General features: G+C 62.4%; 23 protein-coding genes. 7 read left to right on the top strand and 16 right to left on the bottom strand.

Features of this window, described 5'->3' with window-relative positions; all coding sequences use genetic code 11:
* The first annotated feature begins 56 nt into the window (after positions 1-56).
* The 3 genes from ACVW1C_RS04525 to ACVW1C_RS04535 all read left to right on the top strand — a co-directional run bounded on the left by ACVW1C_RS04525 (position 57) and on the right by ACVW1C_RS04535 (position 3,253).
* Positions 57-926 (top strand): intradiol ring-cleavage dioxygenase, encoded by an 870-nt coding sequence (locus ACVW1C_RS04525; RefSeq protein WP_456762995.1) that lies wholly within the window; start codon positions 57-59, stop codon positions 924-926.
* Between the two features lie 66 nt (positions 927-992).
* Complete coding sequence (locus ACVW1C_RS04530) at positions 993-2,171, top strand: muconate/chloromuconate family cycloisomerase (RefSeq protein ID WP_456757358.1); 1,179 nt, start codon at positions 993-995, stop codon at positions 2,169-2,171.
* A gap of 164 nt (positions 2,172-2,335) precedes the next feature.
* Entirely contained in the window at positions 2,336-3,253 is a 918-nt protein-coding gene (locus tag ACVW1C_RS04535) for a LysR family transcriptional regulator (RefSeq protein WP_456757359.1), read from the top strand.
* Positions 3,254-3,262: 9 nt separating this feature from the next.
* Here ACVW1C_RS04535 and dusA read toward each other — a convergent pair whose 3' ends face one another.
* Positions 3,263-4,258, bottom strand: a complete 996-nt coding sequence (dusA, locus tag ACVW1C_RS04540) for a tRNA dihydrouridine(20/20a) synthase DusA (protein ID WP_456757360.1) — start codon at positions 4,256-4,258, stop codon at positions 3,263-3,265.
* Positions 4,259-4,987: 729 nt separating this feature from the next.
* Here dusA and ACVW1C_RS04545 point away from each other — a divergent pair.
* Complete coding sequence (locus tag ACVW1C_RS04545) at positions 4,988-5,110, top strand: hypothetical protein (RefSeq protein ID WP_456655184.1); 123 nt, start codon at positions 4,988-4,990, stop codon at positions 5,108-5,110.
* 32 nt (positions 5,111-5,142) lie between these two features.
* Here the strand turns inward: ACVW1C_RS04545 and ACVW1C_RS04550 are convergent, their stop codons facing one another.
* The 10 genes from ACVW1C_RS04550 to ACVW1C_RS04595 form a co-directional block, all read right to left on the bottom strand.
* Complete coding sequence (locus ACVW1C_RS04550; RefSeq protein WP_456757361.1) at positions 5,143-6,141, bottom strand: formate dehydrogenase subunit gamma; 999 nt, start codon at positions 6,139-6,141, stop codon at positions 5,143-5,145.
* 34 nt (positions 6,142-6,175) lie between these two features.
* Positions 6,176-6,772 (bottom strand): formate dehydrogenase FDH3 subunit beta, encoded by a 597-nt coding sequence (gene fdh3B / locus ACVW1C_RS04555; RefSeq protein ID WP_207830490.1) that lies wholly within the window; start codon positions 6,770-6,772, stop codon positions 6,176-6,178.
* A gap of 13 nt (positions 6,773-6,785) precedes the next feature.
* Positions 6,786-9,731, bottom strand: coding sequence for a formate dehydrogenase subunit alpha (locus ACVW1C_RS04560; RefSeq protein ID WP_456757362.1), 2,946 nt, complete (start codon positions 9,729-9,731; stop codon positions 6,786-6,788).
* A gap of 11 nt (positions 9,732-9,742) precedes the next feature.
* Positions 9,743-9,952: a twin-arginine translocation signal domain-containing protein gene (locus tag ACVW1C_RS04565; RefSeq protein ID WP_456757363.1), complete on the bottom strand. Its 210-nt coding sequence runs from the start codon at positions 9,950-9,952 to the stop codon at positions 9,743-9,745.
* 26 nt (positions 9,953-9,978) lie between these two features.
* Complete coding sequence (locus tag ACVW1C_RS04570; RefSeq protein ID WP_456757364.1) at positions 9,979-10,755, bottom strand: Cro/CI family transcriptional regulator; 777 nt, start codon at positions 10,753-10,755, stop codon at positions 9,979-9,981.
* 119 nt (positions 10,756-10,874) lie between these two features.
* Entirely contained in the window at positions 10,875-11,534 is a 660-nt protein-coding gene (locus ACVW1C_RS04575; RefSeq protein ID WP_456757365.1) for a DUF3306 domain-containing protein, read from the bottom strand.
* Positions 11,531-12,046, bottom strand: a complete 516-nt coding sequence (locus ACVW1C_RS04580) for a DUF3305 domain-containing protein (RefSeq protein WP_456757366.1) — start codon at positions 12,044-12,046, stop codon at positions 11,531-11,533. The genes ACVW1C_RS04575 and ACVW1C_RS04580 overlap by 4 nt, the downstream gene beginning before the upstream one ends.
* Entirely contained in the window at positions 12,043-13,050 is a 1,008-nt protein-coding gene (locus ACVW1C_RS04585) for a DUF6352 family protein (RefSeq protein WP_456757367.1), read from the bottom strand. The genes ACVW1C_RS04580 and ACVW1C_RS04585 overlap by 4 nt, the downstream gene beginning before the upstream one ends.
* Positions 13,047-13,583, bottom strand: coding sequence for a DUF6505 family protein (locus tag ACVW1C_RS04590; protein WP_207830509.1), 537 nt, complete (start codon positions 13,581-13,583; stop codon positions 13,047-13,049). Before ACVW1C_RS04590 ends, ACVW1C_RS04585 begins: the two co-directional genes overlap by 4 nt.
* Positions 13,580-14,698 carry a biotin/lipoate--protein ligase family protein gene (locus ACVW1C_RS04595; RefSeq protein WP_456757368.1) on the bottom strand — a complete coding sequence of 373 codons (1,119 nt, stop codon included), beginning with the start codon at positions 14,696-14,698 and terminating at the stop codon, positions 13,580-13,582. The genes ACVW1C_RS04590 and ACVW1C_RS04595 overlap by 4 nt, the downstream gene beginning before the upstream one ends.
* Positions 14,699-14,747: 49 nt before the next feature.
* On the opposite strand from ACVW1C_RS04595, the gene ACVW1C_RS04600 reads away from it, so the two are divergent.
* Positions 14,748-16,466 carry a 4Fe-4S binding protein gene (locus ACVW1C_RS04600; RefSeq protein ID WP_456757369.1) on the top strand — a complete coding sequence of 573 codons (1,719 nt, stop codon included), beginning with the start codon at positions 14,748-14,750 and terminating at the stop codon, positions 16,464-16,466.
* A 21-nt stretch (positions 16,467-16,487) separates the two neighbouring features.
* Positions 16,488-16,811: a hypothetical protein gene (locus ACVW1C_RS04605; RefSeq protein WP_456757370.1), complete on the top strand. Its 324-nt coding sequence runs from the start codon at positions 16,488-16,490 to the stop codon at positions 16,809-16,811.
* Positions 16,812-16,836: 25 nt separating this feature from the next.
* On the opposite strand, the gene ACVW1C_RS04610 is transcribed toward ACVW1C_RS04605, so the two are convergent.
* The 3 genes from ACVW1C_RS04610 to ACVW1C_RS04620 form a co-directional block, all read right to left on the bottom strand.
* Complete coding sequence (locus ACVW1C_RS04610) at positions 16,837-18,129, bottom strand: c-type cytochrome (protein WP_456762996.1); 1,293 nt, start codon at positions 18,127-18,129, stop codon at positions 16,837-16,839.
* Positions 18,130-18,672: 543 nt separating this feature from the next.
* Positions 18,673-18,885, bottom strand: a complete 213-nt coding sequence (locus ACVW1C_RS04615; protein WP_456757371.1) for a hypothetical protein — start codon at positions 18,883-18,885, stop codon at positions 18,673-18,675.
* A gap of 564 nt (positions 18,886-19,449) precedes the next feature.
* Entirely contained in the window at positions 19,450-19,929 is a 480-nt protein-coding gene (locus ACVW1C_RS04620; protein ID WP_456757372.1) for a Crp/Fnr family transcriptional regulator, read from the bottom strand.
* Positions 19,930-20,657: 728 nt separating this feature from the next.
* Between ACVW1C_RS04620 and ACVW1C_RS04625 the strand changes: the two genes are divergently transcribed.
* Complete coding sequence (locus ACVW1C_RS04625) at positions 20,658-20,909, top strand: hypothetical protein (protein WP_456757373.1); 252 nt, start codon at positions 20,658-20,660, stop codon at positions 20,907-20,909.
* Here the strand turns inward: ACVW1C_RS04625 and ACVW1C_RS04630 are convergent.
* The gene (locus ACVW1C_RS04630; RefSeq protein ID WP_456757374.1) at positions 20,893-21,123 is read right to left on the bottom strand and encodes a hypothetical protein; all 231 of its coding nucleotides are present in this window, start codon (positions 21,121-21,123) and stop codon (positions 20,893-20,895) included. The genes ACVW1C_RS04625 and ACVW1C_RS04630 overlap by 17 nt on opposite strands.
* A 377-nt stretch (positions 21,124-21,500) precedes the next feature.
* A complete protein-coding gene (locus ACVW1C_RS04635) occupies positions 21,501-22,028 on the bottom strand; it encodes a hypothetical protein (protein ID WP_456757375.1) in 528 nt (175 codons plus the stop codon).
* Positions 22,029-22,102 lie beyond the last annotated feature (74 nt).

A 22,102-nucleotide genomic window follows, 5' to 3' on the forward strand; every position in this document is an offset into this window, starting at 1 on the left:
TTCCCGAAAACGGGGATGCAAGTTTGAGCAAACTGCAAGAAAAGGAGGAAATGACCATGCTGAACGTCAACAAGGACACCATCACCGACCATGTGATCGCCGCGCTCTCGAAGGACATTCCGGATCGCAACCGTCAGATCATGACGAGCCTGATCCGCCACATGCACGCCTTCTGCAAGGAGGTCGACCTGACCTTCGCCGAGTGGTTCGCCGCGTGCGAATTCCTGCGGCGCGCCGGCGACATCTCGGACGAGAAGCGCAACGAGTTCATCCTGATCGCGGATATTCTCGGCGTCGAGGTGCTGGTCGACATGCTCGACCACCGGGTGACCGACGGCGAGAGCGAGTCCACCGTGCTCGGGCCGTTCTACCGGGAGAACCCGCCGGTGCTGCCCAAGGGCGCTTCCATCATCAAGAAGACGTTCGACAACGCGCAGACCGTGAAGGTCAGCGGGCGCATCAGCGACACCGCGGGCCGGCCGATCGAGGGCGTCACAATCGACGTCTGGGAGGACGCGCCAAACGGGCTCTATGACCTGCAAGACCCCGAGCAACCCGCCTATAATCTGCGCGGTCGGTTCACGACCGATGCCAACGGCGAATACGCTTTCGTCGCGCTCCGTCCCGAGCCGTATCCGATTCCCTATGACGGCGCCGGCGGCGAGCTCCTGAAGTACATGGGTCACCATCCCTGGCGTCCGGGCCACATCCACTTCATGCTCTCCAAGGACGGCTATCAATCGCTGATCTCGCAGATCTACGATTCCGAGACCAAGTATCTCGACAACGACTCGGTGTTCGCCGTGAAGCAGAGCCTGATCGGCAAGTTCGCCAAGGCGCCGGCCGGCGCCGACACCGATCTCGTTCTCGATTTCGACTTCAAGCTCAAGAAGGCGGCGGTCGAGCGGCTCGTCGCGGCCGAGTGATACGCGTTACACCCTGCCAGGCCCGAGGCCTGGCAGGGTTCACCTTGAACTGACCTGCGAGGACAAATGAGCCGTGCCGTGATCGAAATCGCCGAGCCCGTGGAGCAAGTGCGGAACTTCGCAAGAGACACTGCGATCCGCAGTATCCGCGCCACCATCGTGGAAGCGCCGACCCGCCGGCGGCACAAGCTTTCGAACACGGAGGTCACGCATCAGGGCTTCGTTCTGGTGCGCGTGCTGCTCGACAACGGCGTGACGGGTATCGGCGAAGCCTCGACACTCGGCGGGCCGCGCTGGGCTGAAGAGAGCGTGGAATCGATCAAGGCTGCGGTCACGAATTACCTGGCGCCGGCGCTGCTCGGACAGCCTGCCCTCGCCTTCGAAGCCAATGCCTTGCGCATGGGCAAGGCCGCCACCCGCAATTTCGCAGCCAAGGGCGCGATCGAATCCGCCCTGCTCGACGCCGCCGGCAAGACGCTCGGCCTCCCCGCCAGCGCGCTGCTCGGGGGTGCGGTTCGCCAGCGCATGGAAGTGATCTGGGCGCTGGCCTCGGGCGACAGTGGCCAGGAGCTGGAGGAAGCGAAGGAGAAGCTGCGGCGCCGCGAACACCGCCAGTTCAAGGTCAAGTTTGGCTTCAACCGCCCACCGGCGGATCTGAAGCGCTTGCAGACGCTGCGTGCCGGCCTCGGCGACGAGGCGCGCCTGATCGTCGATGTCAACCAGGGCTGGACCGAGGCCGAATGCATCCGCTTCATGCCGGCGCTTGAGGAACTGGACGTCGCTCTGGTCGAACAGCCGGTGTCAGCGCTGCAGCTGGAAGCCATGGCGCGTGTCGCGGCGCGCACCTCCATTCCGTTGCTGGTCGACGAAGCGGCCTTCACCAAGGAGGAGATCGCCCGCGTCGCCACGATGGGTTGCGGCAGCGTCTATTCGCTGAAGCTGGTGAAGAGCGGCGGCCTGTTCGAGATGAAGCGTGCCGCCGCGGTCGCGGCCGCGCATGGCCTCGAGCTCTATGGCGGCTGCCTGCTGGAGAGCAGCATCGGCGCGGCTGCGCATCTCGCCGCATTCGCCACCCTGCCCAGGCTCGAATGGGGCAGCGAGCATTTCGGTCCGCGGATCCTCGTGGAGGATCTCGTGGTCAACCCGATCAGATTCGACGCGTTCGAGATCTGCGTGCCCGATGGCCCGGGCCTCGGTGTCGAGGTCGACGAGGACAAGATCCGCGCCTTCGCCCGGAAGGACTAGCCAGATGCGTCGTCCCCGCGGACAATTGACAATCCATGGATGCCCGCCCAGTCTTCCCGCCGGAACCACCGTCTCGATCATGCGCCGATGACCACGCGATATCAAACCCGGCAGGCCTTTCCCGCAGCTTCCGCCGAAGCGCGCGGACAAATATTCGACTGACCGTGACCGATCGCGACGACGTCATGGATCTGAGGCGACTGGTCTACTTCGTCGCCGTCGCCGAGGAATTGCATTTCGGACGCGCCGCATCACGGCTCGCGATCGCCCAGCCGCCGCTCAGCCGGCAGATTGCGCAGCTGGAGAGCGATCTCGGCGTCATGCTCATTGACCGGAGCCGAAGCCAGATCCGGCTGACCCAGGCCGGCAGCGTTCTGCTGGAGCGTGCACGCGATGTGCTGGAGCGGCTCGACCGGACACACCGCGAAATCAAGCGGATCGGAGAAGGCTTTTCGGGTCACCTGCGCGTCGCCTTCGTCGGATCGGCGACCTATGGCGTGCTGCCCAACGTGATCAAGGCGTTTCGCTCGGCCTATCCCGACGTCGAGTTGGCACTGTCGGCGATGAACAACGCCGAGCAGAAGCGCGCGGTGATCCAGCGCGAGATCGATATCGCCGTCGCCCGCCCCTCGCTCGACGACGAGGAATTGAAGTCGGAGCCGCTGCTGCAGGAACCGCTGATCCTCGCACTGTCCGACACCTCGCCGCTGCTCGAGCAGCAGGTCACGCGTCTGTCGGCGCTCAAGGCCGAGACCTTCATCCTCTATCCGCGCAAGCCGCGCCCGAGCTTCGCCGACCACATCCTCAATATCTGCCTCGAAGAGGGCTTCATTCCGAAGTCGCAGGTGCTGGCGCAGGATTATCAGACCGCGATCAGCCTGGTGTCGGTTGGCGTCGGCATCGCGCTGGTGCCGCAATCCGTCTCGCAGGCGGACCGGCCCGGCGTCGCCTATCGCGCCTATGAGGGACATAATCCCGGCACCGCGCTGTCGCTGAACTACCGGCGCGACAACCGGATGCCGCACCTCTTCAACTTCCTGAAGGTCGCACACGACGTCACGCGGCGTCAGCGCAGACAATAGCCTGCGCCGTCAGGCCGCGACCGGCGCCAGGGCGCGATCGTCGACGCGTGCGATCGCCTCGCGCAGCACGTCGGTCCCGGCACCCGGCTGAACGCCGTTCTCCGCGAGATGCCTGCGGAAGGCGCGCGCGCCGGGCACGCCGTGGAAAGCACCGACGAAGTGGCGCGTGATCGAATGCAGCCGCGTGCCCTCGGCGAGTTGCCGCTCGATATAGGGCAGCATCGCCGCGAACACGTCCTTCATCGTGGCGTGCGGCGGCGTTTCACCGAACAGCTCGGAATCGACTGTCAGCAGCCGCCACGGCTCCTGATACGCCGCCCGTCCCAGCATCACGCCATCGACATGCGCCAGATGCTGCTTCGCTTCAGCGATACTCGTGATCCCGCCGTTGATGATGATGGGCACGTCCGGCAGCGCTGTCTTGAGGCGATAGACGCGATCGTAGTCGAGCGGCGGAATGTCGCGGTTCTCCTTCGGCGACAATCCGTTGAGCCAGGCCTTGCGCGCATGCACGACGAGCGCATCCGCGCCCGCGGCAATCACGCCGCGCGCCAGCGTATCGAGCGCAACTTCCGGATCCTGGTCGTCGATTCCGATCCGGCACTTCACCGTGACAGGAACCTTCACTGCGCGCTTTATCGCCGCAACGCCCTCGGCGACCAGCGCGGGCTCCGCCATCAGGCAGGCGCCGAAACGGCCGTCCTTCACCCGATCGGACGGGCAGCCGACATTGAGATTGATCTCGTCATAGCCGAAGTCCTCGCCGATCTGCGCGGCGGCCGCGAGATCGCGCGGATCGGAACCGCCGAGTTGCAGCGCCACCGGGTGCTCGCTGGCATCGAAGCCGAGCAACCGCGCCCGGTCACCGTGGATGATGGCTCCCGTGGTCAGCATCTCCGTATAAAGCCGCGCCCGCCGCGACATCAGGCGATGGAAGACCCGGCAATGCCGGTCCGTCCAATCCATCATAGGCGCACAACTAAATTTCCATTTATTTTCAGTCACTTATGTATCTCAGCGGTCCAGTCCTGGATAGGACATACACAGAATTCTGCGAAAAAACAGGGGAAATCCGCAAAAGAAGCAAGTGGTGCGCCTCTTAGGCCGGTGAGTTGGTACAAATTTGGGACATGCGCTCGGGCAGGACGTATCAATGAATGCATGTATCAAAATCGGGACTCGCTGAAGATCGAAGACGCAACTGATGCCGACTTGGAGCGGGCATCAAATATTGCGTTAGGATGCTAACTTTCAATATGAAGCAGAGGCGGCATGTTTCCCGATTCCACCCCCAGATGGAGGCCATGTGCGTCGATGATCGACGGCATCGAACGCGGGGCTTATTCAACCAAGGCCTTTGGCGTGGCGTGCTTTACCTCATTGTCGTGGCACCAGCCCCGAGAAGGCGTGTGCTTGGGGATCCTCGAGATAGGCTGATCGCGGGATTCCCTTCCGCATTGTTGCCAGAGAGATTGGTCGCGCCGTCGCACCACAGCGCTTGGTACAGTTCTGGTACATGAAGAACCGTGTCCCTACGCAACACGCTGACATGATTCAGGAAACGCGCTCGTTTGTCCTGTCCATCATAGGCAAGTTTGAGCTAGCTCAAGCAATCGAAATCCGACGAGCCTGTTTCTTACCGAAGGGAATGCCGGGTTTCGACGGCGGCGCGGCTGTCCGTGACGATCCACTTTGTGTAATCTCGCTGCATTCGACCTCTTTGGGAGGATTGCCATGAGAGCCTTCCTGCTCGCCTGCGTGGCCGCTGTCGTCGTGGCGGGATTCGGCGCCGCGGTCCTTGACCGCGTGCAAGAGCCGGTCGCAGAGGCCTTTGCAACGACGGCCGTGCGGCTTTAGCGATTTCGCCCCCGGGGCATGCGGCGTTGCTCCTACTCTGCCGCCGTGGCGGCCGGCTTCGAGCGCGCATTGGCTGCGGCGCGCGTCTCCTCCTCCAGCCACAGGCTGTGGTGCTCTTTTGCCCAATTGACATCCACGATGCCACTGCCCATCGCCTCGAAGGCGCCCTGCATACCGATGGTGCCGATGTAGATGTGGGCCAGCATCACCGCGACGAACAACACCGCCACAATCGCGTGGACCACCGCGGCCATTTGCATTCCTTCGATGCCGGACAGGTAGAACGGGAACATCAGCTCATATCCGGTGATCGCAACGGCAGCGCCGCCGATCACGACGATCCAGTAGACCGCCTTCTGCCCGGCGTTAAAGCGATAGGCCGGCGGATGATCGTGCCCCACGATGCCGCCACCACGCTTGATCCACTCGACATCGACCTTGTTCGGGATATTGCCGCCAAGCCACATCAGGAAGATCAGCACCACCCCGATGGTGAACGGGAAACTCAGATAGTTATGCGCGTATTTCGCCCATTGCGACCATTCGGAGAATGCTTCGTGGCCGATCAGCGGCAACAACAGCGGACGGCCGAAGGTGACGTTCAGTCCGGAGATTGCCAGAATGATGAAGCAGGTCGCAGTCATCCAGTGCACGAAGCGCTCAAAGGCGGCGAAGCGCACGATCGTACGCCCAGACCTTCCGTCCTGAAGCCGGACCGTGCCGCGGATGAGATAGAAGGCGACGAGCGCTACGAGCATGCCAAGGATGGCAACTCCGCCGATCCAGCGCAGGGTGACGTTGCGAAATTCCCGCCACTCGCGCCCCGCCGGCTGCTCCAGCACGCCTGACCGCTGATCGGGAATGCTGACGCGTCCCTGGATCCGGTTGAACTCCTGCAGAAGCTGTTGCTCCTTCACCGCGCTAGCGGTCGGGTTGACCTGCTGGGCGATGGACGGCACCGACACCGTGATCATCAACGCAAGCGCCCCTGCGCCCAGTGCGAGACGGATGTATTTTGCAAGAGACGCCATGAGCTCCTCCCGGTATATGAGCGCGACCCCGCTTTCAGGATTCGATCGTCTCGCGATAGGCGGTTTTCCAGCCCCAGGCGCCCGAGCCGTAGCCACGCTTCACCACACGTTCCCTGTAGATCTGGGCGATGATCTCGCCATCACCGGCGAGCAACGATTTCGTGGAGCACATCTCGGCACAGAGCGGCAATTTCCCCTCGGCGAGGCGATTGGCCCCATACTTCTCGTACTCCTCCTTGCTGCCGTCGGCCTCGGGGCCGCCGGCGCAGAACGTGCACTTGTCCATCTTGCCGCGGGAGCCGAAATTGCCGATCTTCGGGTATTGCGGCGCGCCGAACGGACACGCGTAGAAGCAATAGCCGCAGCCGATGCACAGATCCTTGGAATGAAGTACGACGCCATCGGCGGTGGTGTAGAAGCAGTTTACCGGGCAGACGGCCGCGCAGGGCGCATCGGTGCAGTGCATGCAAGCCATGGAGATCGATCGCTCTCCGGGCTTGCCGTCGTTGATTGTGACGACGCGGCGCCGGTTGATGCCCCAGGGCACCTCATGCTCATTCTTGCAGGCGGTGACGCAGGCATTGCACTCGATACAGCGGTCGGCGTCGCAGAGGAATTTCATCCGAGCCATGTGCGTTGCTCCTCTAGGCTGCGACGATCTGGCAAAGGGTGACCTTGGTCTCCTGCATATTGGTCGCAGGATCATAGCCGTAGGTCGTGATCGTATTGGCGCTTTCGCCAAGCACGATCGGATCGGTCCCCTTCGGGTAATTGCCGCGAAGGTCCTTGCCCGCGAGCCAACCACCGAAGTGGAAGGGCATCCAGGCAACGCCCTTCCCGACCCGTTCGGTCACCAGCGCCTTCATTCTGGCACGCGAGTTGTTTTCAGCACCGCTCACCCAGACCCAGCCGCCATCCTTGATGCCGCGATCGGCGGCATCGGCGGGGCTGATCTCGATGAACATGTCCTGCTGGAGTTCGGCGAGCCACGGATTGGTTCGCGTCTCTTCGCCGCCGCCCTCGTATTCGACCAGGCGGCCCGAGGAGAGGATGAGCGGGAATTGCTTGGCAATCCCCTTCTCCACCGCGGCCTTCTGCACGGAGAACCCGATGTTGGGCATGCGGAACTGCTTGGCATCGGGAAGCGTCGGATATTTGGCGACCAGATCGACGCGCGGCGTGTAGATCGGCTCGCGGTGAACCGGAATCGGATCCGGCAAGCCGAACGCGTTCATGCGCGCCTTGCCGTTGCCATAAGGCACGCAGCCGTGCATCAGCGCGACGCGCTGAATGCCGCCCGAAAGGTCGAGCGACCACGACACCGCGTCCGGAGTGGCCGGATTGATCCTGTTGATCGTGGCCATCTCCGCCTCCGTCAAATCCTTGTCCCAGCCGAGCTTCTTCAGGCTCGCCAGCGTGAATTCCGGATAGCCGTCCTTGATTTCCGAATCCTTCGAATAGGACCCGTCGGCGAGCAGGCTGACCTTCCGTGTCGTGCCGTCGGCCAGCTTCTCCTCGCGTTCGATGCCAAAGCGCGGCCGGAACGTTCCGCCGCCATCCATCACGCCGAGATTTGTGTTGTAGAGAAGCGGCGTGCCCGGATGCCTGACCTCCGGCGAGCCCCAGCACGGCCAGGGCAGGCCGTAATAGTCGCCGCCGACTTCCGGGTCGTCCTTCGGAGCCCGCATCGTCAGCATGTCGAACTTCGCCTGGTTCTTCATATGGGCCTTGAGACGCTCGGGCGATTGCCCGCAATAACCGGTCGACCAGCTGCCGCGATTCATTTCGCGCAGGATATCCTCAGCCTCGGGCAGATTGTTCTCGACCTTGATGTTCTTGAACATCTTGTCGGCAAAGCCGAACTTCTTTGCCAGCAGATAGGTGATCTCGAGGTCGTCCTTGGATTCGAAGATCGGCTTCACGATCTGCTCGCCCCACTGCAGCGAGCGGTTCGAGGCGACCCGGGACCCCTTGCACTCGAATTGGGTGGCGACCGGGAGAATGTAGAGACCGTCCTTGCGCCCGGCCTCCACCGCGAGCGAGGTCCAGGTGGTCGGATGCGGGTCGGCGATGACAAGCAGGTCGAGCGCCTTCAGTCCCTTCAGGGATTCCGGAATGCGGGTGATGCTGTTAGACGCGTGTCCCTGCACGAACACCGCCCGCACATTGTCTTTCTGGGCGACCTGGTCTTTCGGCAGCGTCACCGCCTCGAACCAGCGGGTTAGCGGGATGCCGGGCGCTTCCATCATCTGCTTGGAGTCGAAGCGCGACTTCAGGAAGTCATAGTCGACCTCCCAAACGCGCGACCAGTGCTTCCACGCGCCCTCGGCGAGCCCGTAGTAGAACGGCAGCGTGACGATATCGAGTCCGACGTCGGTTGCTCCCTGAACGTTGTCATGGCCGCGGAAGATGTTGGCGCCCATGCCCGGTCCGCCAACATTTCCGGTCATCAGGAGCAGGATGCAACTCGCCCGCACATTGGCGGTGCCGACCGTCTTCTGAGTCTGCCCCATGGCCCAGATCAGCGTCGACGGCTTTTCCGTTGCGAACATCTTCGCGACACGCTTGAGCTGTTCACCGGGAACGCCGGTAACGCGCTCGACCTCCTCCGGATTCCATTTTTCGACCTCCTTGCGAAGATCGTCGAAACCATAGACGCGCTGCCGGATGAATTCCTTGTCCTCCCAGCCGTTCTGCAGGATGTGCCACATCATACCGTAGAGCACCGGAATGTCGGTGCCTGGCCGCATGCGGACATACTCGGTCGCGTGCGCCGCGGTTCGCGTCAGGCGCGGGTCGATGACGATAAAGTTGGCCTTTTGCAGTTCCTTGCCCTCGAGCAGGTGCTGCAACGACACCGGATGCGCCTCGGCCGGATTGCCGCCCATGATCATCTGGGTCTTGGCATTGCGGATGTCGTTGAAGCTGTTGGTCATCGCGCCGTAGCCCCAGGTGTTGGCCACGCCGGTGACGGTCGTCGAATGGCAGATGCGCGCCTGATGGTCGGTGTTGTTGGTGCCCCAGAACGCGCCAAGCTTGCGGAATAGGTAGGAACCCTCGTTGGTCATCTTGGCCGATCCGAGCCAATAGACGGAATCGGGACCCGACTTCTCGCGCACGTCCAGGAGCTTGTCGCCGATCTCGTTGATCGCGGCCTCCCAGGAGACCCGGGTCCACTGCCCGCCCACCAGCTTCATCGGATAGCGCAGCCGCCGCTCGCTGTGCACGAGTTCGCGCACGGAGGCGCCCTTAGCACAATGCGATCCGCGATTGATCGGGGAATCCCAGGTTGGCTCCTGGCCGATCCATACACCGTTCAGCACTTCCGCAGTCACGGTGCATCCAACCGAGCAATGCGTACAGATGCTCTTGCGCGCCGTCGCACCCGCGGTCAGCGGCCCGGCGGCGGCAGCCTCTGCCTCGCGAACGCCACAGAGGGGCAGCGTGTTGAGCGCAGCGAGCGCACCGCCGGCCAGACCGGACCGACGCAGGAATGTGCGGCGGTCGAGGCCGCCGGTCTGCCCGGACAGGAGGGCCGCGACGGATCCATGTCGGTCGGAATCGGAACGCTGTGTTCTCCTGATCAGCATGGCCGCCTCCCTTACCGTGGATAGCGATTGACGCGATAGTACGCCTTCACATGGTCGGTTTCCTTGTAGCGGGCCTTGCGCTTCTCAGCTTCGGTCTCGCTGTCGGCTTGCGCCGGCGCGATCAAGGGGGTGGCCAACGCGGCGCCTGCACCAACCGTGCCGATTCCGACCTTGCGAAGGAAGTCGCGGCGGCCTTCCGTCATTTTCTTCTCATCGCTCATTGCACCTCTCCTGGACGGGCACCCAGTCAATTGGCGAACTTGAAGGCCTCTGTTTCAATCTCCAAAAACACGCATCCCAGCGTCCCGACCGCTCGATAGAACTTGGCGCGTTCGGCCTTCGCCATGTCAGCGAACAAACGTCCGATCCAGCGCGAAACATGCTTCTCGAAGAAGGCGCGCTGTGCTGCGAGCGACGCCGGGAAACGACCAGCCACAAGGCCGGCCATGATCTCGCATAGCGTCGCCGCATGGTCCTCGGGTTCTGGATTGCTCTCCACCCGCTCGATGCCAAGCGCGGCCAGATCGTGACGAAGTCGCGACAGCGGGCGCTCATTGAGGAAGCCGGTCAGATAGTAGGACGCGTAGGGCAGCAGTTCGCCGCGCCCAACGCCAACGAACAGGTCAAAATATTCGCGCTCGACCTCGGTTGCGACCGCGATCGAAGCGGCCTCCGCAAGAGCGGAGTGGGCGCGACCCAGCGGCGTCACATCGCCGTTCAGTTGCGCGATCTTCTCAAGGAAGTCTTGCGACGGCGCCGACGAGAGCAGGGTCGCAAGCAGTGCGTATTCCTGCGCGCGTCCGGCTTCGATCGGATCGAGCATGTCCGATATCGCAAGCTCGCTATAGAGATCGGGACGAAGAATTTTTCGCGAGATGCCCGTCGCGATTTCGACTGCAATCACGCGTTGCGCCGGCACCCGGTTCCAGTTCGACACCGAGGGCTGGGCAATACCGATTTTCCGGGCTAGCTGGGCTACACCGCCCGCAGCATCGATGGCACTTTCAAGGCCCGCATCGCGCACGCCGCCCTCCCATCCTCGGGGCCAAGCGCTTGATTGCGTTTGTTTAACAAAGACTATTCGGGAGCTGGGAAGCGGTCAATCGATGCGCATAGCCTACGGCTATAGCATTTGGTCGCAGCCTATCGAGGTAGCGCGCCACCATGTGTGCGCCGCTGAATGGCGGTCTCGTCGCCCGGGCCTAGCAGTTGCGGTGCAGCAGAGCTTGGGAGCAATTCCGCGGTTGCGGGCTCATCGGACAGTGGGAGATCCGGGCGCGCCTTTACCGGATTTGATGCTTGCACCAAATCGTCGACCGAAGCGACGGCCGGTCTCGTGGCGCCTTCGACAGCCCCTTCGATCGGGTTGGTCGCGTTCTCGGCGGCCTGCACGAGGTCCCCGACAACGCGGCGGACGAGTGCGTCAACCTGCTCGGCCGAATAGTCCAGCGGACCGAAGCCTGGCATGGCAGCCGGGTCGTTGAAGTCCCAGGCGTTTTCCGCCAGCCCCGTGAAATCGCGAATGGCAGGATCGGCGCTCCAGGCGCGGCGAAGCGCGGCACGGCTCAATTCCTGAGGAATGCCCTTGCGAAGGAAGGCCGAGACGTCGGTCGCGGCATCAATCGATTCAATGGACGGCAGGCTCGACAAGTCCAACTCGGTCGGACAGGGCTCCGCCACGTCAGGGCCGGCCGCCGCCGGCGCATTCGCCTCGGCGGGTTGTTCGGGCCTCGGTTCGTCGTGGCCGTCCCTCGCGGCCTGCTTGCGTCGCGACCAGCGCGCCAGAAAGTGGTCTTCGCTCATTCGTGCTCACCTTCGTGGCGCCGTTGCGCCAGCGCTTCCGGATCGGCGCGGCTCCGCTCGCGCTTGAAGAACTCCTTCTCGACGTGGTGCTCGGCGATGAAATCTTCAATCGCCTGGCGCAGCACCTCAGGCATCGGCACCGCTTCGACGAGATTGGCACCGGCCCCCGTGAACGCTTCCCCTTCGGCGGGATCGGCCGTGACCGCGGAAAGGAGGTAGGGCGAGGCTCTCTCGGCAGGGCTCAACACGATCCAGATGCTTGGCGCGCCGGAGGTGAGATTGTCGCGGTAGCGATCGGTTTCCGAGCGGTAGAGATCGACTGTCGCACTGCCGGCGTAAAACAGCGTCACTCCATCCTGCTCGCGGATCACCGTCCACGGCGTCATCTCCGGCTCATCCGGCAGCACCGCGACGCCGCGCCAGACGACGTCGATCCACGGAGAATCCGCTCTGCGGCGCTCGACTACGACGCCGACGGAGATACGGACCAGCGGCTCGACGACGGGGCTCACGTCACGGCCTCCAGATGCTTGATTGGCAACCCCGTTAGCAAGTTCTGGGGTTTCATCCGGACGACCTGATCGGACGTCATCGCGAGGATCAGATAGGCCGGCATGCGCCCCGCGGCGTCGACAATCAGGCCGGGATCCGCAAAGCTCAGCCGAAACAGCGCCAGCACGCGCCCCGCGGTGCGGTCGTCGAGGGATTCACCCTGCCAAAGCCGGTCACCGATGCGGGTCGCCTCGGAATCCAGGCCCACATACCAGGTGAGTTCCGCGTTGCGCAATTCGGCCAGCGGCTCGATCGTCACAGCGATCCCGAGCAGATGCAAGATCCAGCGCCGCATTGCGCCGGCCAGCGCGACCTGCCCGCGCCCTCGGCCGGTCAGATCAAGCGCCATATCGAACTGGTCACTGCGTTGCCAATAGCCGTTGGCGTTCTCCTCGCTGAGAACGTCGAGTTGGGTATCGTTCGTCGCGCCCAGCATGGACATCAGCGACAGCACCGGCGTCGGGCTACGCCCGCCAAGGATTTCATCGTCGCCCACGAGCAGCAAATGCTCGTGCGGCAGGACCCGCTGCGGCCGGAAGAACAACTCGGCCGCGCGGAGTTGAAACGGATCCTCGCAGCGATCAAGCGCATTGCGCAGGATCACATGCACCAGTTGGTTCATGAACAGCGGCGGCAGATTGACCGAGCCTGAACGAACCGTCGCGAGATAGGCCGCCTCCAGCGTCGGATGGCGCAGCAGGAGGTCACGAAATGCCAGCACGAACTGCCAGTTTTCCTGCGCGTCGGCATCGCCGATCGCGGCTACCTCCGCGTCTCCGACCGGGAGGCGCGGATCGGCCAGCAATTGCCGGTGCAAGCGACGCTCGACCGCGCACGCGTTGTCCGGCGGCATCAGCTCGGGGCGCGCGAAATACGCCTTCAGGTATTCATCGGTGACAACGAGCGCGCCGCTCGCGTTGCGGTCGAGCAGATGGTGGCCGCAGGCGATCCAGAAATCCTTCATCTCTCTGGCTCCTTGGTCATCTCGGCAAGATTAAGATCGCCGCCTCGTTCGACGTCATCCTCCACTTCCATGAACGAGAACGCCTTGCCGTGCCTCTGCCCCTCGCGCAGCCGCAAGCTTCGGAAGGACTCGCGAACCTCGCCATCGCGCACCGAGCGGTGGACCGCAATCAGCGTGCTAACCGGATGGGCACAGAGCGATTGCGCAAAGGCAACCTCCTCTTCTGCCGCCCCGCGCGCGGTTGCAAGATCCGGCGCACCGAACCGTTCGACCAGCCGCTTCGCAAGGAGTTCCACCAGCGCGCGGCGATCGTCCGCGGTCGCTGGAACGATCTGCGTCAGCGTCGACCAACCCCAGGATTGCACTCCGAGAAAACCGCCGCGGAACGCGGAACGGTCCTTACCGTCCAGCTGCGCCAAATCTCGATCAAGGAAGCGGAACGCGCCCGGCACCGCCCATTCGCCGGGCTCCGCCGGCACGTCGAATACGAACGTGTCGGACGGATCGAGCGCAATGGTGCGCAAGAGCTTCACAGGCGCGGCCCTCCGAGCTTCGGATCGAGCCACGAGGACGATAGGAGGGATTTCCTCAAATCGCGCCGCTCGGTTCGATCTGCTCCGACCCGGCGCACCAGAAGATCGCCGTTGTCAGCGATCGCGCGAGAGGTCTGCGGTTCGTCCGTCAGCCGGTTCAGGAATTCACGGGCGACTGCGTCAAAACCGTCGATTTGCCAGGTTTCGGTCGCGAGCATCAGGTGCCGCGCAAAGCTTTCAGTGATCTGAACCGCGCCGGCCTCGCCAAAGCCCTCCTGGTCGAGCGCCGAAGCGAGTGGGTGGACGGCCGCGTCCGCCTCGGTCATCGCAACCGTCCGGATCATGGCACCGAACACCAACCAACGCGGCGGCTCATCCTCTTTCGCAGACGATGGCCAGCCAAGCCGGCCACCACCGACGAGCCCGCCGTCGACACGGACCGCATCCGGCCAGTCGATGGCGACCTGCTTGTTCGGCGGTGCGTAGGCGCGCAAGGCGTCGGTCAATGCCACCATGGCGGCATAGAAGGCGCGGCGCGCGGTGCACAAGGGCTCGCCGGGTTCGAGCACGACGGCGAACTCAGCAAGATCGAAGCGCCCCACATAGGTCAGTGTACCTGCCCCGCTTTCCTCCGCGATGCCGATGGCATGGGCGAAGGCATCGCGCGTCTCGCGCAGCCTCACCAGCGTGAACGGCGGAGGCAGGTCAACGGGCTCCAAGATCGATGAGCACGTGCGGACGGTCGGCGACAGACGGACCTCCAGCTTCCATTTCTTCCCGTGTGATAATAGCTTATCCGAGCAAAGGGGACGGCGCGAGTCCGCCCCTCGTTCTCCGACCGCTTTGGGAGGTGAATAGCCGCGTATGCCGGATTCGCCGAAGACGATCCTGATCTGCTCGTGCGAAGACACGATGCGTCTCGACACCACAACGATCAAGCGCGGATGTCGCAACAGCGAGATCGCCGAATTCCGACAGCTGTGTCGAGCCGAGCTGGATCGGTTTCGCGATGCAGCGAAGGTCGCGGCGCCAATGATCATTTGCTGCACCCAGGAGGCGCCGCTGTTTGCCGATGCGATGGAGGGCCGCTCGGAAAGAACGGAGTTCGTCAACATCCGGGAGACCGCAGGATGGTCCCTGGCAGGGCGACAGGCGGGGCCGAAAATGGCAGGGCTGCTCGCTGCAGCGTCCGAGCCCGCGCCGCCCTACCCGTTTGTCACCTTGTCGAGCGAGGGCGTGATCCTGATCTATGGCCGCGACGACGTCGCGGTTGAAGCGGGCCAACTGCTGGCAGATCACCTCGACGTAACGGTCATGATCACGAGGCCAGCGCAGATTGCACCGCCGGCGACGACGTCGTTCCCGATCGTCAGGGGAACGATTCGCAACGCCAAGGGACATTTGGGCGCCTTCGAGCTTGTGATCGACGACTATGCCGCGCCTCGCCCCTCCTCGCGCGACACGCTGCTGTTCGAGGGGCCGCGCAACGGCCTGACGTCGCGCTGCGACCTCGTCCTGGATCTTTCCGGCGGGACGCCGCTTTTTCCCGCGCATGACCTGCGCGAGGGTTATCTCCGCGCCGACCCGGGCGATCCGCCCGCGATGCTGCGCGCGGTACTCAAGGCCCGCGATCTCGTCGGCAGCTTCGACAAGCCGCAATACGTCAACTTCACCGCAGAGCTCTGCGTGCATTCGCGGTCGAAGCTGACCGGTTGTCATCGCTGCCTCGATCTTTGCCCATCCGGGGCGATCACGCCGGATGGCGATCACGTCAGGATCAATGCGGAGGTCTGCGCCGGATGCGGCCAATGCGCCGCCGCCTGTCCGACCGGCGCGGCAACCTATACCCTGCCGCCGGCCGACACGCTGTTGCACAAATTGCGCGCGATGCTTTTGTCCTATCACGCAGCCGGCGGCGCCAATGCCGTCGTCCTGTTTCACGATAGCCAGCACGACACTGCGCTGATCGATGCGCTCGCCCGTCATGGCGACGGGCTTCCGGCCAGCGTGCTGCCGCTCGCGGTGAACGAGGTGACGCAGGTTGGACTCGAGGCCGTCGTCGCTTCCTTCACCTATGCTGCGGCCGGGATACGCTTTCTGCTTCGCGCAAAGCCGCGGCATGACGTCGCCGGCCTCTTCAAGACGATCGCGATGGCCGATGCGATTATCTCCGGACTTGGGTTGAAAGGACGTAGGGTCGAAGCAATCGAAACCGACGATCCCGACGCACTCGGCAAGGCGCTCTGGTCAATCGAGCCGGCGCCGACCGTCGAGCATCCCGCGAGCTTCCGGTCCGTCGGCAAACAGCGCGAGTTGCTTCGCCTCGCGCTTCACGAGTTGCACCGCCTGGCGCCTTCGCCGGTCGACGTCATCGCGCTGCCTGAAGGCGCACCACTCGGCGCGATCAGTGTCAATGTGGAGGGATGCACCTTATGTCTGTCGTGCGTATCGGTCTGCCCGACCGGTGCGCTGCGCGACGATCCCGAACGTCCTGTGCTCAAATTCGTCGAAGATGCCTGCGTGCAATGCGGATTGTGCCAGAGCACCTGCCCGGAAAAGGTGATCACGCTCAGACCGCAGATCGACTTCCGTGCCGCCAGGGCTCCCGCGACGATCATCAAGGAGGAAGAGCCGGCGCTTTGCATCCGCTGCAACAAGCCGTTTGGCGTGAAGAGCACGATTGAGAAGATCGCAGCGAAACTCGAGGGCCGGCACTGGATGTATCCCGCCGGCGACAAGCGGCTCGATACGGTACGAATGTGCGCGGATTGCCGCGTGATCACCATGAGCGAGCAGCAGTTCGACCCGTTTGCCGGCGTGCCACAACGCGCGGCGCCTCGCACGACAGACGATTATCTGCGCGAACGGAAAACCAAGAACTAGAACCAATTGGGACCAGCACACTTGGGAAGGCGCACCATGTCTCATCTCACCAAAGCTCATTTTGCGTTCATTGCCGTTGGAGTTGCCCTTGGCGCAGCGATGATCCCGGCGCCCGTCGAAGCCGCGCGCCTGTCGAACGCCGACAAGGTCGCCCTGAAACACGCGATCGTTACCTGCAAGGCGGAGGCGAAGGGCAGGAAGGTCAAATGGCTCGCGCGCCGGAAATACGTGAACAATTGCGTCTCCGAGGCCCTGAAGCAACATCCAAACGTCGACATTGTTCGCTTGATCAAGGAGCATCCAAACCTAACGAACCTCCCGGTAGAGAAATGGCCCGGCTTCTAACCGCATAAATCTGCGCAACGGCCCGCTATCGTCGCCCCAACGTCGCACGCCCCAGGAAATCCGTGAGCGCCTTGCGGTCCTCGACCGACCCGATCCGCTGCTCCGGCATTTTTGTACCCGGCGTATAGGTATTCGGACCGAGCTCGAAGAGCCTTGCCACCGTTTCGGGAGTCCAGACGATATCCATTTTCGTCAGCGCGTCGGAGAAGCGATATCCCGGCAACGACGCAATCCTGCGACCATACAAGCCATCGAGCGTGGGGCCGGCGCGCTGCGGCTCCTCCGCGGACAGCGTGTGACACGCAACACACGCCCTAAACACGTCGGCGCCACGATCTCCGGCATAGGCTGCCAGGGGATCGCTTTGCGCAGCCTGTGGCGACGAGCCGACGGGATCGCCCGTCTGCGCGTTCCAGCGCCGGATCCTGCCGTCCGCGCCGCCCGTCAGCAACGTTGCAGTGGCGGGCAGGAATGCCACCGCCCAAACCGGCGCTCCCTGAGTGGCGAACGATTGCACGATGCTCCGCGCCTTCCGGTCGATGACGGAAACTCCTCCGCCAATTTCCGCTGCCGCGATCAACGTGCCGTCCGTGGACATCGCCAACGCGACGATCGGGGTCGACCCGGCTAGAATCTCGCCGGTCTCATGCCCGCTCGACGTCAGAAACCGTACTTTTCCGTCGCCTCCGCCCGTTATGATCTCGCCGTCGGGCGCGACTGCCACGGCGTTGAGAGGCGACGGAAGCAGGGCGACATCCGGCGTTGCCGCCACCATCGGCCAGATCCTCAACTCGCGGTCGTAACCGACGCTGACCAGCGATCGTCCGTCCGCAGTAAAGGCAACTCCATTCACGTTCTGCGTATGCCCTTTCAGTATCTGCGACGCGCCGCCGATGAGTGACCAGACGCCCACCGTATGGTCCCACGATGCCGTAGCGAGCTTGGTTCCGTCCGGCGAGACGGCGAGCGAAACGATTGGCCCGTGATGGCCCTCGAAGACCTGATCCGGCTGCTCCCGGCCGGGTGTCCAGATCGCGATCAGCGCGTCGGCTCCGGCTGTCGCCATTCGTCCATCTTTCAGGAAAGCGACCGCATTCACTGCATCGGAGTGAAAGCGAAGGACTTGCTCCGCGGATTCGGTCTTGAGTGACCATCGAATTGCTGATGTATCGAAGCCGCCTGACAGAGCACTGTTGCCATCGCTCGAGATCGCGATCGCCCGAACGGGCCCGCCATGACCCGCGAGTTGACCTTGCGCCGGCGTTGAATCAAATGCCCATAGGGCGGCAATGACGCACAGATTTGAGAGCCAATTCATCGGCGGCTCACGGGTCGGCTCCGGCACGTCGCCGTTGCCTTGCAGGATAGCATGCACGCGCTTGACCCGGGTCAACGACGAGGGCCGCGGTTGGGGTTTCCATGCTGCGCCGCGGGATTGGAACGGCCTCCGCTACTCAATGCCGCAATGGCGTCTGATCGGCTTGAACCGAGGGTCGTCGGCTCCTATGCTGAACCCGAAGCGTCAAGGATGACGGCATGCAAATGCGATCCAAAACGTATCTGCATTTCATTTCGCTGTGGCGATCACTTCGCAATTCGATTTCGCCACACGATGGCAACGTGCCCCGTGAGACGTCACCATCGCTCATTTTCGTCGCGGTCGTGCTGACGCTTCTCTTGGCCATCTTGGAGGTTGATCTTCATCGAGGTGAGTTGGAATCGCTTGGCCTGCTCCGAAACCACGACTCACCTCCAGCCGCCTTCCTAGGCCCGTAGCGTTCATCGCCCGACCAGGTTTCCATCTGGAGCGCGCCTCAGCGTTAATCCTGGCTGCGGGTCGCTTCGCCCGACAGGTGGTCGTCTAGCGCGTCGTCTCTCTCGGAAAGACCAGGGACCGGTCGTCAAAGTCCTCGGCCGGCAACTTGGCTGCGCTGCGGGCGCCTTGCAGTTCTTGCATCGAACCGCTTGCCAAATCGGCCCGACCGACCGCCGGGACCGAGTGTGATCGCGGGATGCCGAACACCGCGGTAAGAAGCGCAAAAGCGGTGATGACCGCTACCATCAGACCCTTCATGCGAAATCTCCGTTCGGTTGGAGCTGTCCCCGAAGAAGTTTTGCAGAGATCTGATTAGTGCTGACCGCAGCGTCACGATGTGAACCGCCTCACATGCCCTGGAAATTTTCCCCGAAGCGCCTTTCGGGTTCCGCCCGATTAAAGTCGACGGCAAACGGCCTCGGACGCCAGAACGCGGTCGACAAGAAAGACGCTCAAATTGCCGGCGCCCTACACGCAATTGAAGTTCAATTCGCGAGATGGCCTTTCCTCTCTGCTTTGTTGACGCTTGGTCGGACCGCTGCGGGCATCGAAATCGATGCTCGCCAGCATTCTCGCAAGGTGCTTGCGCGTGCAAGGTATCCGGCTCGTGGGTTGGCAACTCGTCCCTTCTCAGCATTCTTCACCGATTTGTTGAACAGCAACCTCCTCCCCCCCGTCCACGCCTCGGCGGCTGTTCAGTTTGTCGTCAATAGATTCTTCTTGATCTCCCGATGCGCAGGTCGTGCACACGCGGCTCACCAACGAATTGAATAATGTTAAGACTCTTGGGCTCGACTTTTCAACGCCCCTCAAGACTGTAAGCTATTGCTCCGCCTGATGCACCAACAGCTCGGCAATCCGATCATCGGCGCGGCGGAGCCTCCGACAAAGTTCGCGGCTGATATTCTGCATCACCAGGACATACGCGTAGATGTCTGCCTTGGAATACATATAGAGGTTTCGAGCGGTGAGCTCATACAAGACAGTTGGGCTTTGCGCGGCGACGGAGGCCGATCGATTTTGCATTTCGATGAGCGTCATCTCGCCAAAAAAATCACCTGGCTCAAGACTTGCCATACGAATTGAGCGCCCCGAATGCCCAAGCTTGCTCACTACGAGCTCGCCGGAGCGAACAACAAACATTGAACGCCCCGGCTCTCCTTCTGCTACGATCTTCGCGCCGACATCGAAGCGGCGCTCGACGAGCATTGAGATCAACAGCTCGAGGCTTGCATCTGACAGCCCTCCGAAGAAAGGCGTGGCGAGCAGGAACGCTTTCAATTCGGGAGAACTGACAGCCATTGTACTACTATACTGCCACTCCCGGCGGCAGCAAGCCCAACGGTTCGAGTGAATACAGCGTCGGCTCGTTCGGATGAATCGGAAACCCTCGTGTAGCCAGCGCGATCGCGCCGAGCCGCTTCGCGGTCCCGGTTCATGCGCGACTTCAGAGCCGGCATCGTTGGGAGTGCCGGCTCTGATATTCACATGCCCGTTGATTACACCGGAAACGGTCCGAAGGGGCCACCCGTCGGAAAGGTAGGTTTGGTGCTCGTCGGAAGCCATGGACCACGGCCGATCGTCGGAGAAACATAGATGACCCCTCCATGACCGTCGGAAACCGGAATTCCGAAGCAACCGCCGGTCACGGATTCACATTCCTCATCGGACAGCGGACGGACCGTCTGATGCTGATTCTGGTATGCACTCATCATAATCTCCATCTGTCTACGGTGAACGGATGATCCTTGCCATCCAAGTGCAGCTTGCCTCATCGACGAATAGCTCGCTGTGACCTTGATCACGCAGCTTGTACAAGCGATGCAGATCCACTCTTTCTGCCGTATCGTCGATGTTGTTGCCGATTTGAGGCACAGCGGCGAACGATCGACCTGCCGCACATAGCCACTAAAAAATAATGCGAGGTTCTCGTTTCTGAGACCTCGCATTTATTGATTGCTTTCCAATAGCTCAGAACACGAACCAAGCCGGAGCTAGCTCCGAATGGGTCCTCCCGATGAAGTGGGAATGTGAAGCTGGCCCAAAAGCCAATTTATGAAATCGGAAACAGCCGAGCCGCCGGTTCCGCCATTACTGCGGCTTCCACCGCACGCGGAATCGAGTTCGTCATCAGTCAACACCCGAATTTTCTGCATGGTGCGCTCCTCTCATCTGTTGGGCTTGTGCCAGTTGAGATCATGCTCGCCGGCAAAGCGAAACCCGTGATGCGGACGCCCCGGGTCTCGCTTTGGTCGGACGGCATGCTCAAAAGAGCTGGCTGATGCAGTACCCGATCCCGGCGAGAAGACCGCCGCCAATGGCACCGGGTATGGCGCCGACGCCGCCAACCGCTGCACCGCCCATGCCGCCTGTCACTGTTCCACCTCCCAGCGCCTTGGCGAAATCTCCCCAGCTCCATTTACCGCCGGCCACCGCGTCAAGTTCGTCGATGGAAAGCTCGCGGGTTGCTGCATTGTGGTTCATGTTACGCGTCATCTCAGTCCTCCTTGCTGTGGTGCGGGACCATCCCGTAACCGGTGTGCAGCATGTCTCAGCTGCCCAGGGGTTTCCGTGAGGATCGTCACTCAGCTGCACCGCACTGCTGTCAAGCCGGCTCCTGAGCCGCGCGGGTTTCCAGGGTTGAGGCGATTGTCGCGCATTCTCGCGTCAAAACCCAACCCGTCATCGGGCACAATCACGCCTCGTGATGCAGATCACGCTCAATCTGAATAGTAGATCTATTGTGCTGCGCGGAGTTCAGGAACGGTCGGTCCGTCCCGAACACGTGGCAGAACACACGAAGGAGCGTGCACAATGTGGGGCCAGGCACCGCCGGCAGAGCCTGCTTTCGCCGTCAACAAGCGTCCGACACGTTACAGGCGCTCGCGAATGGAGTTCAGGATTCCGGTCGTCGTGTCGATGACCCTCAAGGTCTCCTGCGCCTTTCCGAACCCCACCGGATTTTTGTTGCATTGCTCGGACAACTGAACCAGCCGCTTTCTCTCGCTGGCAAGAATGACATTGGTCTTATCGACCGCAAACTTGACGACACCTCGCAATGGATTGTCGTCACCGACGTCAGTCAGATCCTTCTCCATCGTGATCAGATATTCGTAACTGGCGAGTTCGTCGGAAATCTGCAGAAGCTCACGGATCGTGGAGTTGATGCAGACGATGTCCCCGTTCGGTACGTCCGAGCGCTTGGCGGTCTCAACGAGATCAGACATCAGATTCGCAAATAACGGCTTCAGGCTTTCCGCCTGCTTGAGGTCGGTCTCGGAAAGGACCCCAGCCCGTGACACGGAGTACCACAGCAAGCCCAGCGCTACACTCGTTACAAGCATGGCCTGCTGCGCGTGCGCTGCAAACAACCGCTCTCCCTTGCCGCTCAGCGTGCGCATTCAAGCCCTACCACCAATTTTCGCGCCGGCCTTTGTTGTGACCACGTCTGATCTATGCGAAGATGCCGGCATAT

The sequence above is a fragment of the Bradyrhizobium sp. USDA 4011 genome (assembly GCF_054063415.1).

Bases quoted from the DNA above. Each gene is read 5' to 3' on its own strand.
- ACVW1C_RS04545 (WP_456655184.1), top strand. From the start codon at position 4,988: ATGAGAGCCTTCCTGCTCGCCTGCGTGGCCGCTGTCGTCGTGGCGGGA.
- ACVW1C_RS04615 (WP_456757371.1), bottom strand. From the start codon at position 18,885: ATGAAGGGTCTGATGGTAGCGGTCATCACCGCTTTTGCGCTTCTTACC.
- ACVW1C_RS04595 (WP_456757368.1), bottom strand. From the start codon at position 14,698: ATGTTGACGAACTCCGTTCTTTCCGAGCGGCCCTCCATCGCATCGGCA.
- ACVW1C_RS04575 (WP_456757365.1), bottom strand. From the start codon at position 11,534: ATGAGCGAAGACCACTTTCTGGCGCGCTGGTCGCGACGCAAGCAGGCC.
- ACVW1C_RS04525 (WP_456762995.1), top strand. From the start codon at position 57: ATGCTGAACGTCAACAAGGACACCATCACCGACCATGTGATCGCCGCG.
- ACVW1C_RS04620 (WP_456757372.1), bottom strand. From the start codon at position 19,929: ATGGCTGTCAGTTCTCCCGAATTGAAAGCGTTCCTGCTCGCCACGCCT.
- ACVW1C_RS04550 (WP_456757361.1), bottom strand. From the start codon at position 6,141: ATGGCGTCTCTTGCAAAATACATCCGTCTCGCACTGGGCGCAGGGGCG.
- ACVW1C_RS04600 (WP_456757369.1), top strand. From the start codon at position 14,748: ATGGCAGGGCTGCTCGCTGCAGCGTCCGAGCCCGCGCCGCCCTACCCG.
- ACVW1C_RS04560 (WP_456757362.1), bottom strand. From the start codon at position 9,731: ATGCTGATCAGGAGAACACAGCGTTCCGATTCCGACCGACATGGATCC.
- ACVW1C_RS04630 (WP_456757374.1), bottom strand. From the start codon at position 21,123: ATGACGCGTAACATGAACCACAATGCAGCAACCCGCGAGCTTTCCATC.
- ACVW1C_RS04530 (WP_456757358.1), top strand. From the start codon at position 993: ATGAGCCGTGCCGTGATCGAAATCGCCGAGCCCGTGGAGCAAGTGCGG.
- fdh3B (WP_207830490.1), bottom strand. From the start codon at position 6,772: ATGGCTCGGATGAAATTCCTCTGCGACGCCGACCGCTGTATCGAGTGC.
- ACVW1C_RS04565 (WP_456757363.1), bottom strand. From the start codon at position 9,952: ATGAGCGATGAGAAGAAAATGACGGAAGGCCGCCGCGACTTCCTTCGC.
- ACVW1C_RS04610 (WP_456762996.1), bottom strand. From the start codon at position 18,129: ATGAATTGGCTCTCAAATCTGTGCGTCATTGCCGCCCTATGGGCATTT.
- ACVW1C_RS04635 (WP_456757375.1), bottom strand. From the start codon at position 22,028: ATGCGCACGCTGAGCGGCAAGGGAGAGCGGTTGTTTGCAGCGCACGCG.
- ACVW1C_RS04585 (WP_456757367.1), bottom strand. From the start codon at position 13,050: ATGAAGGATTTCTGGATCGCCTGCGGCCACCATCTGCTCGACCGCAAC.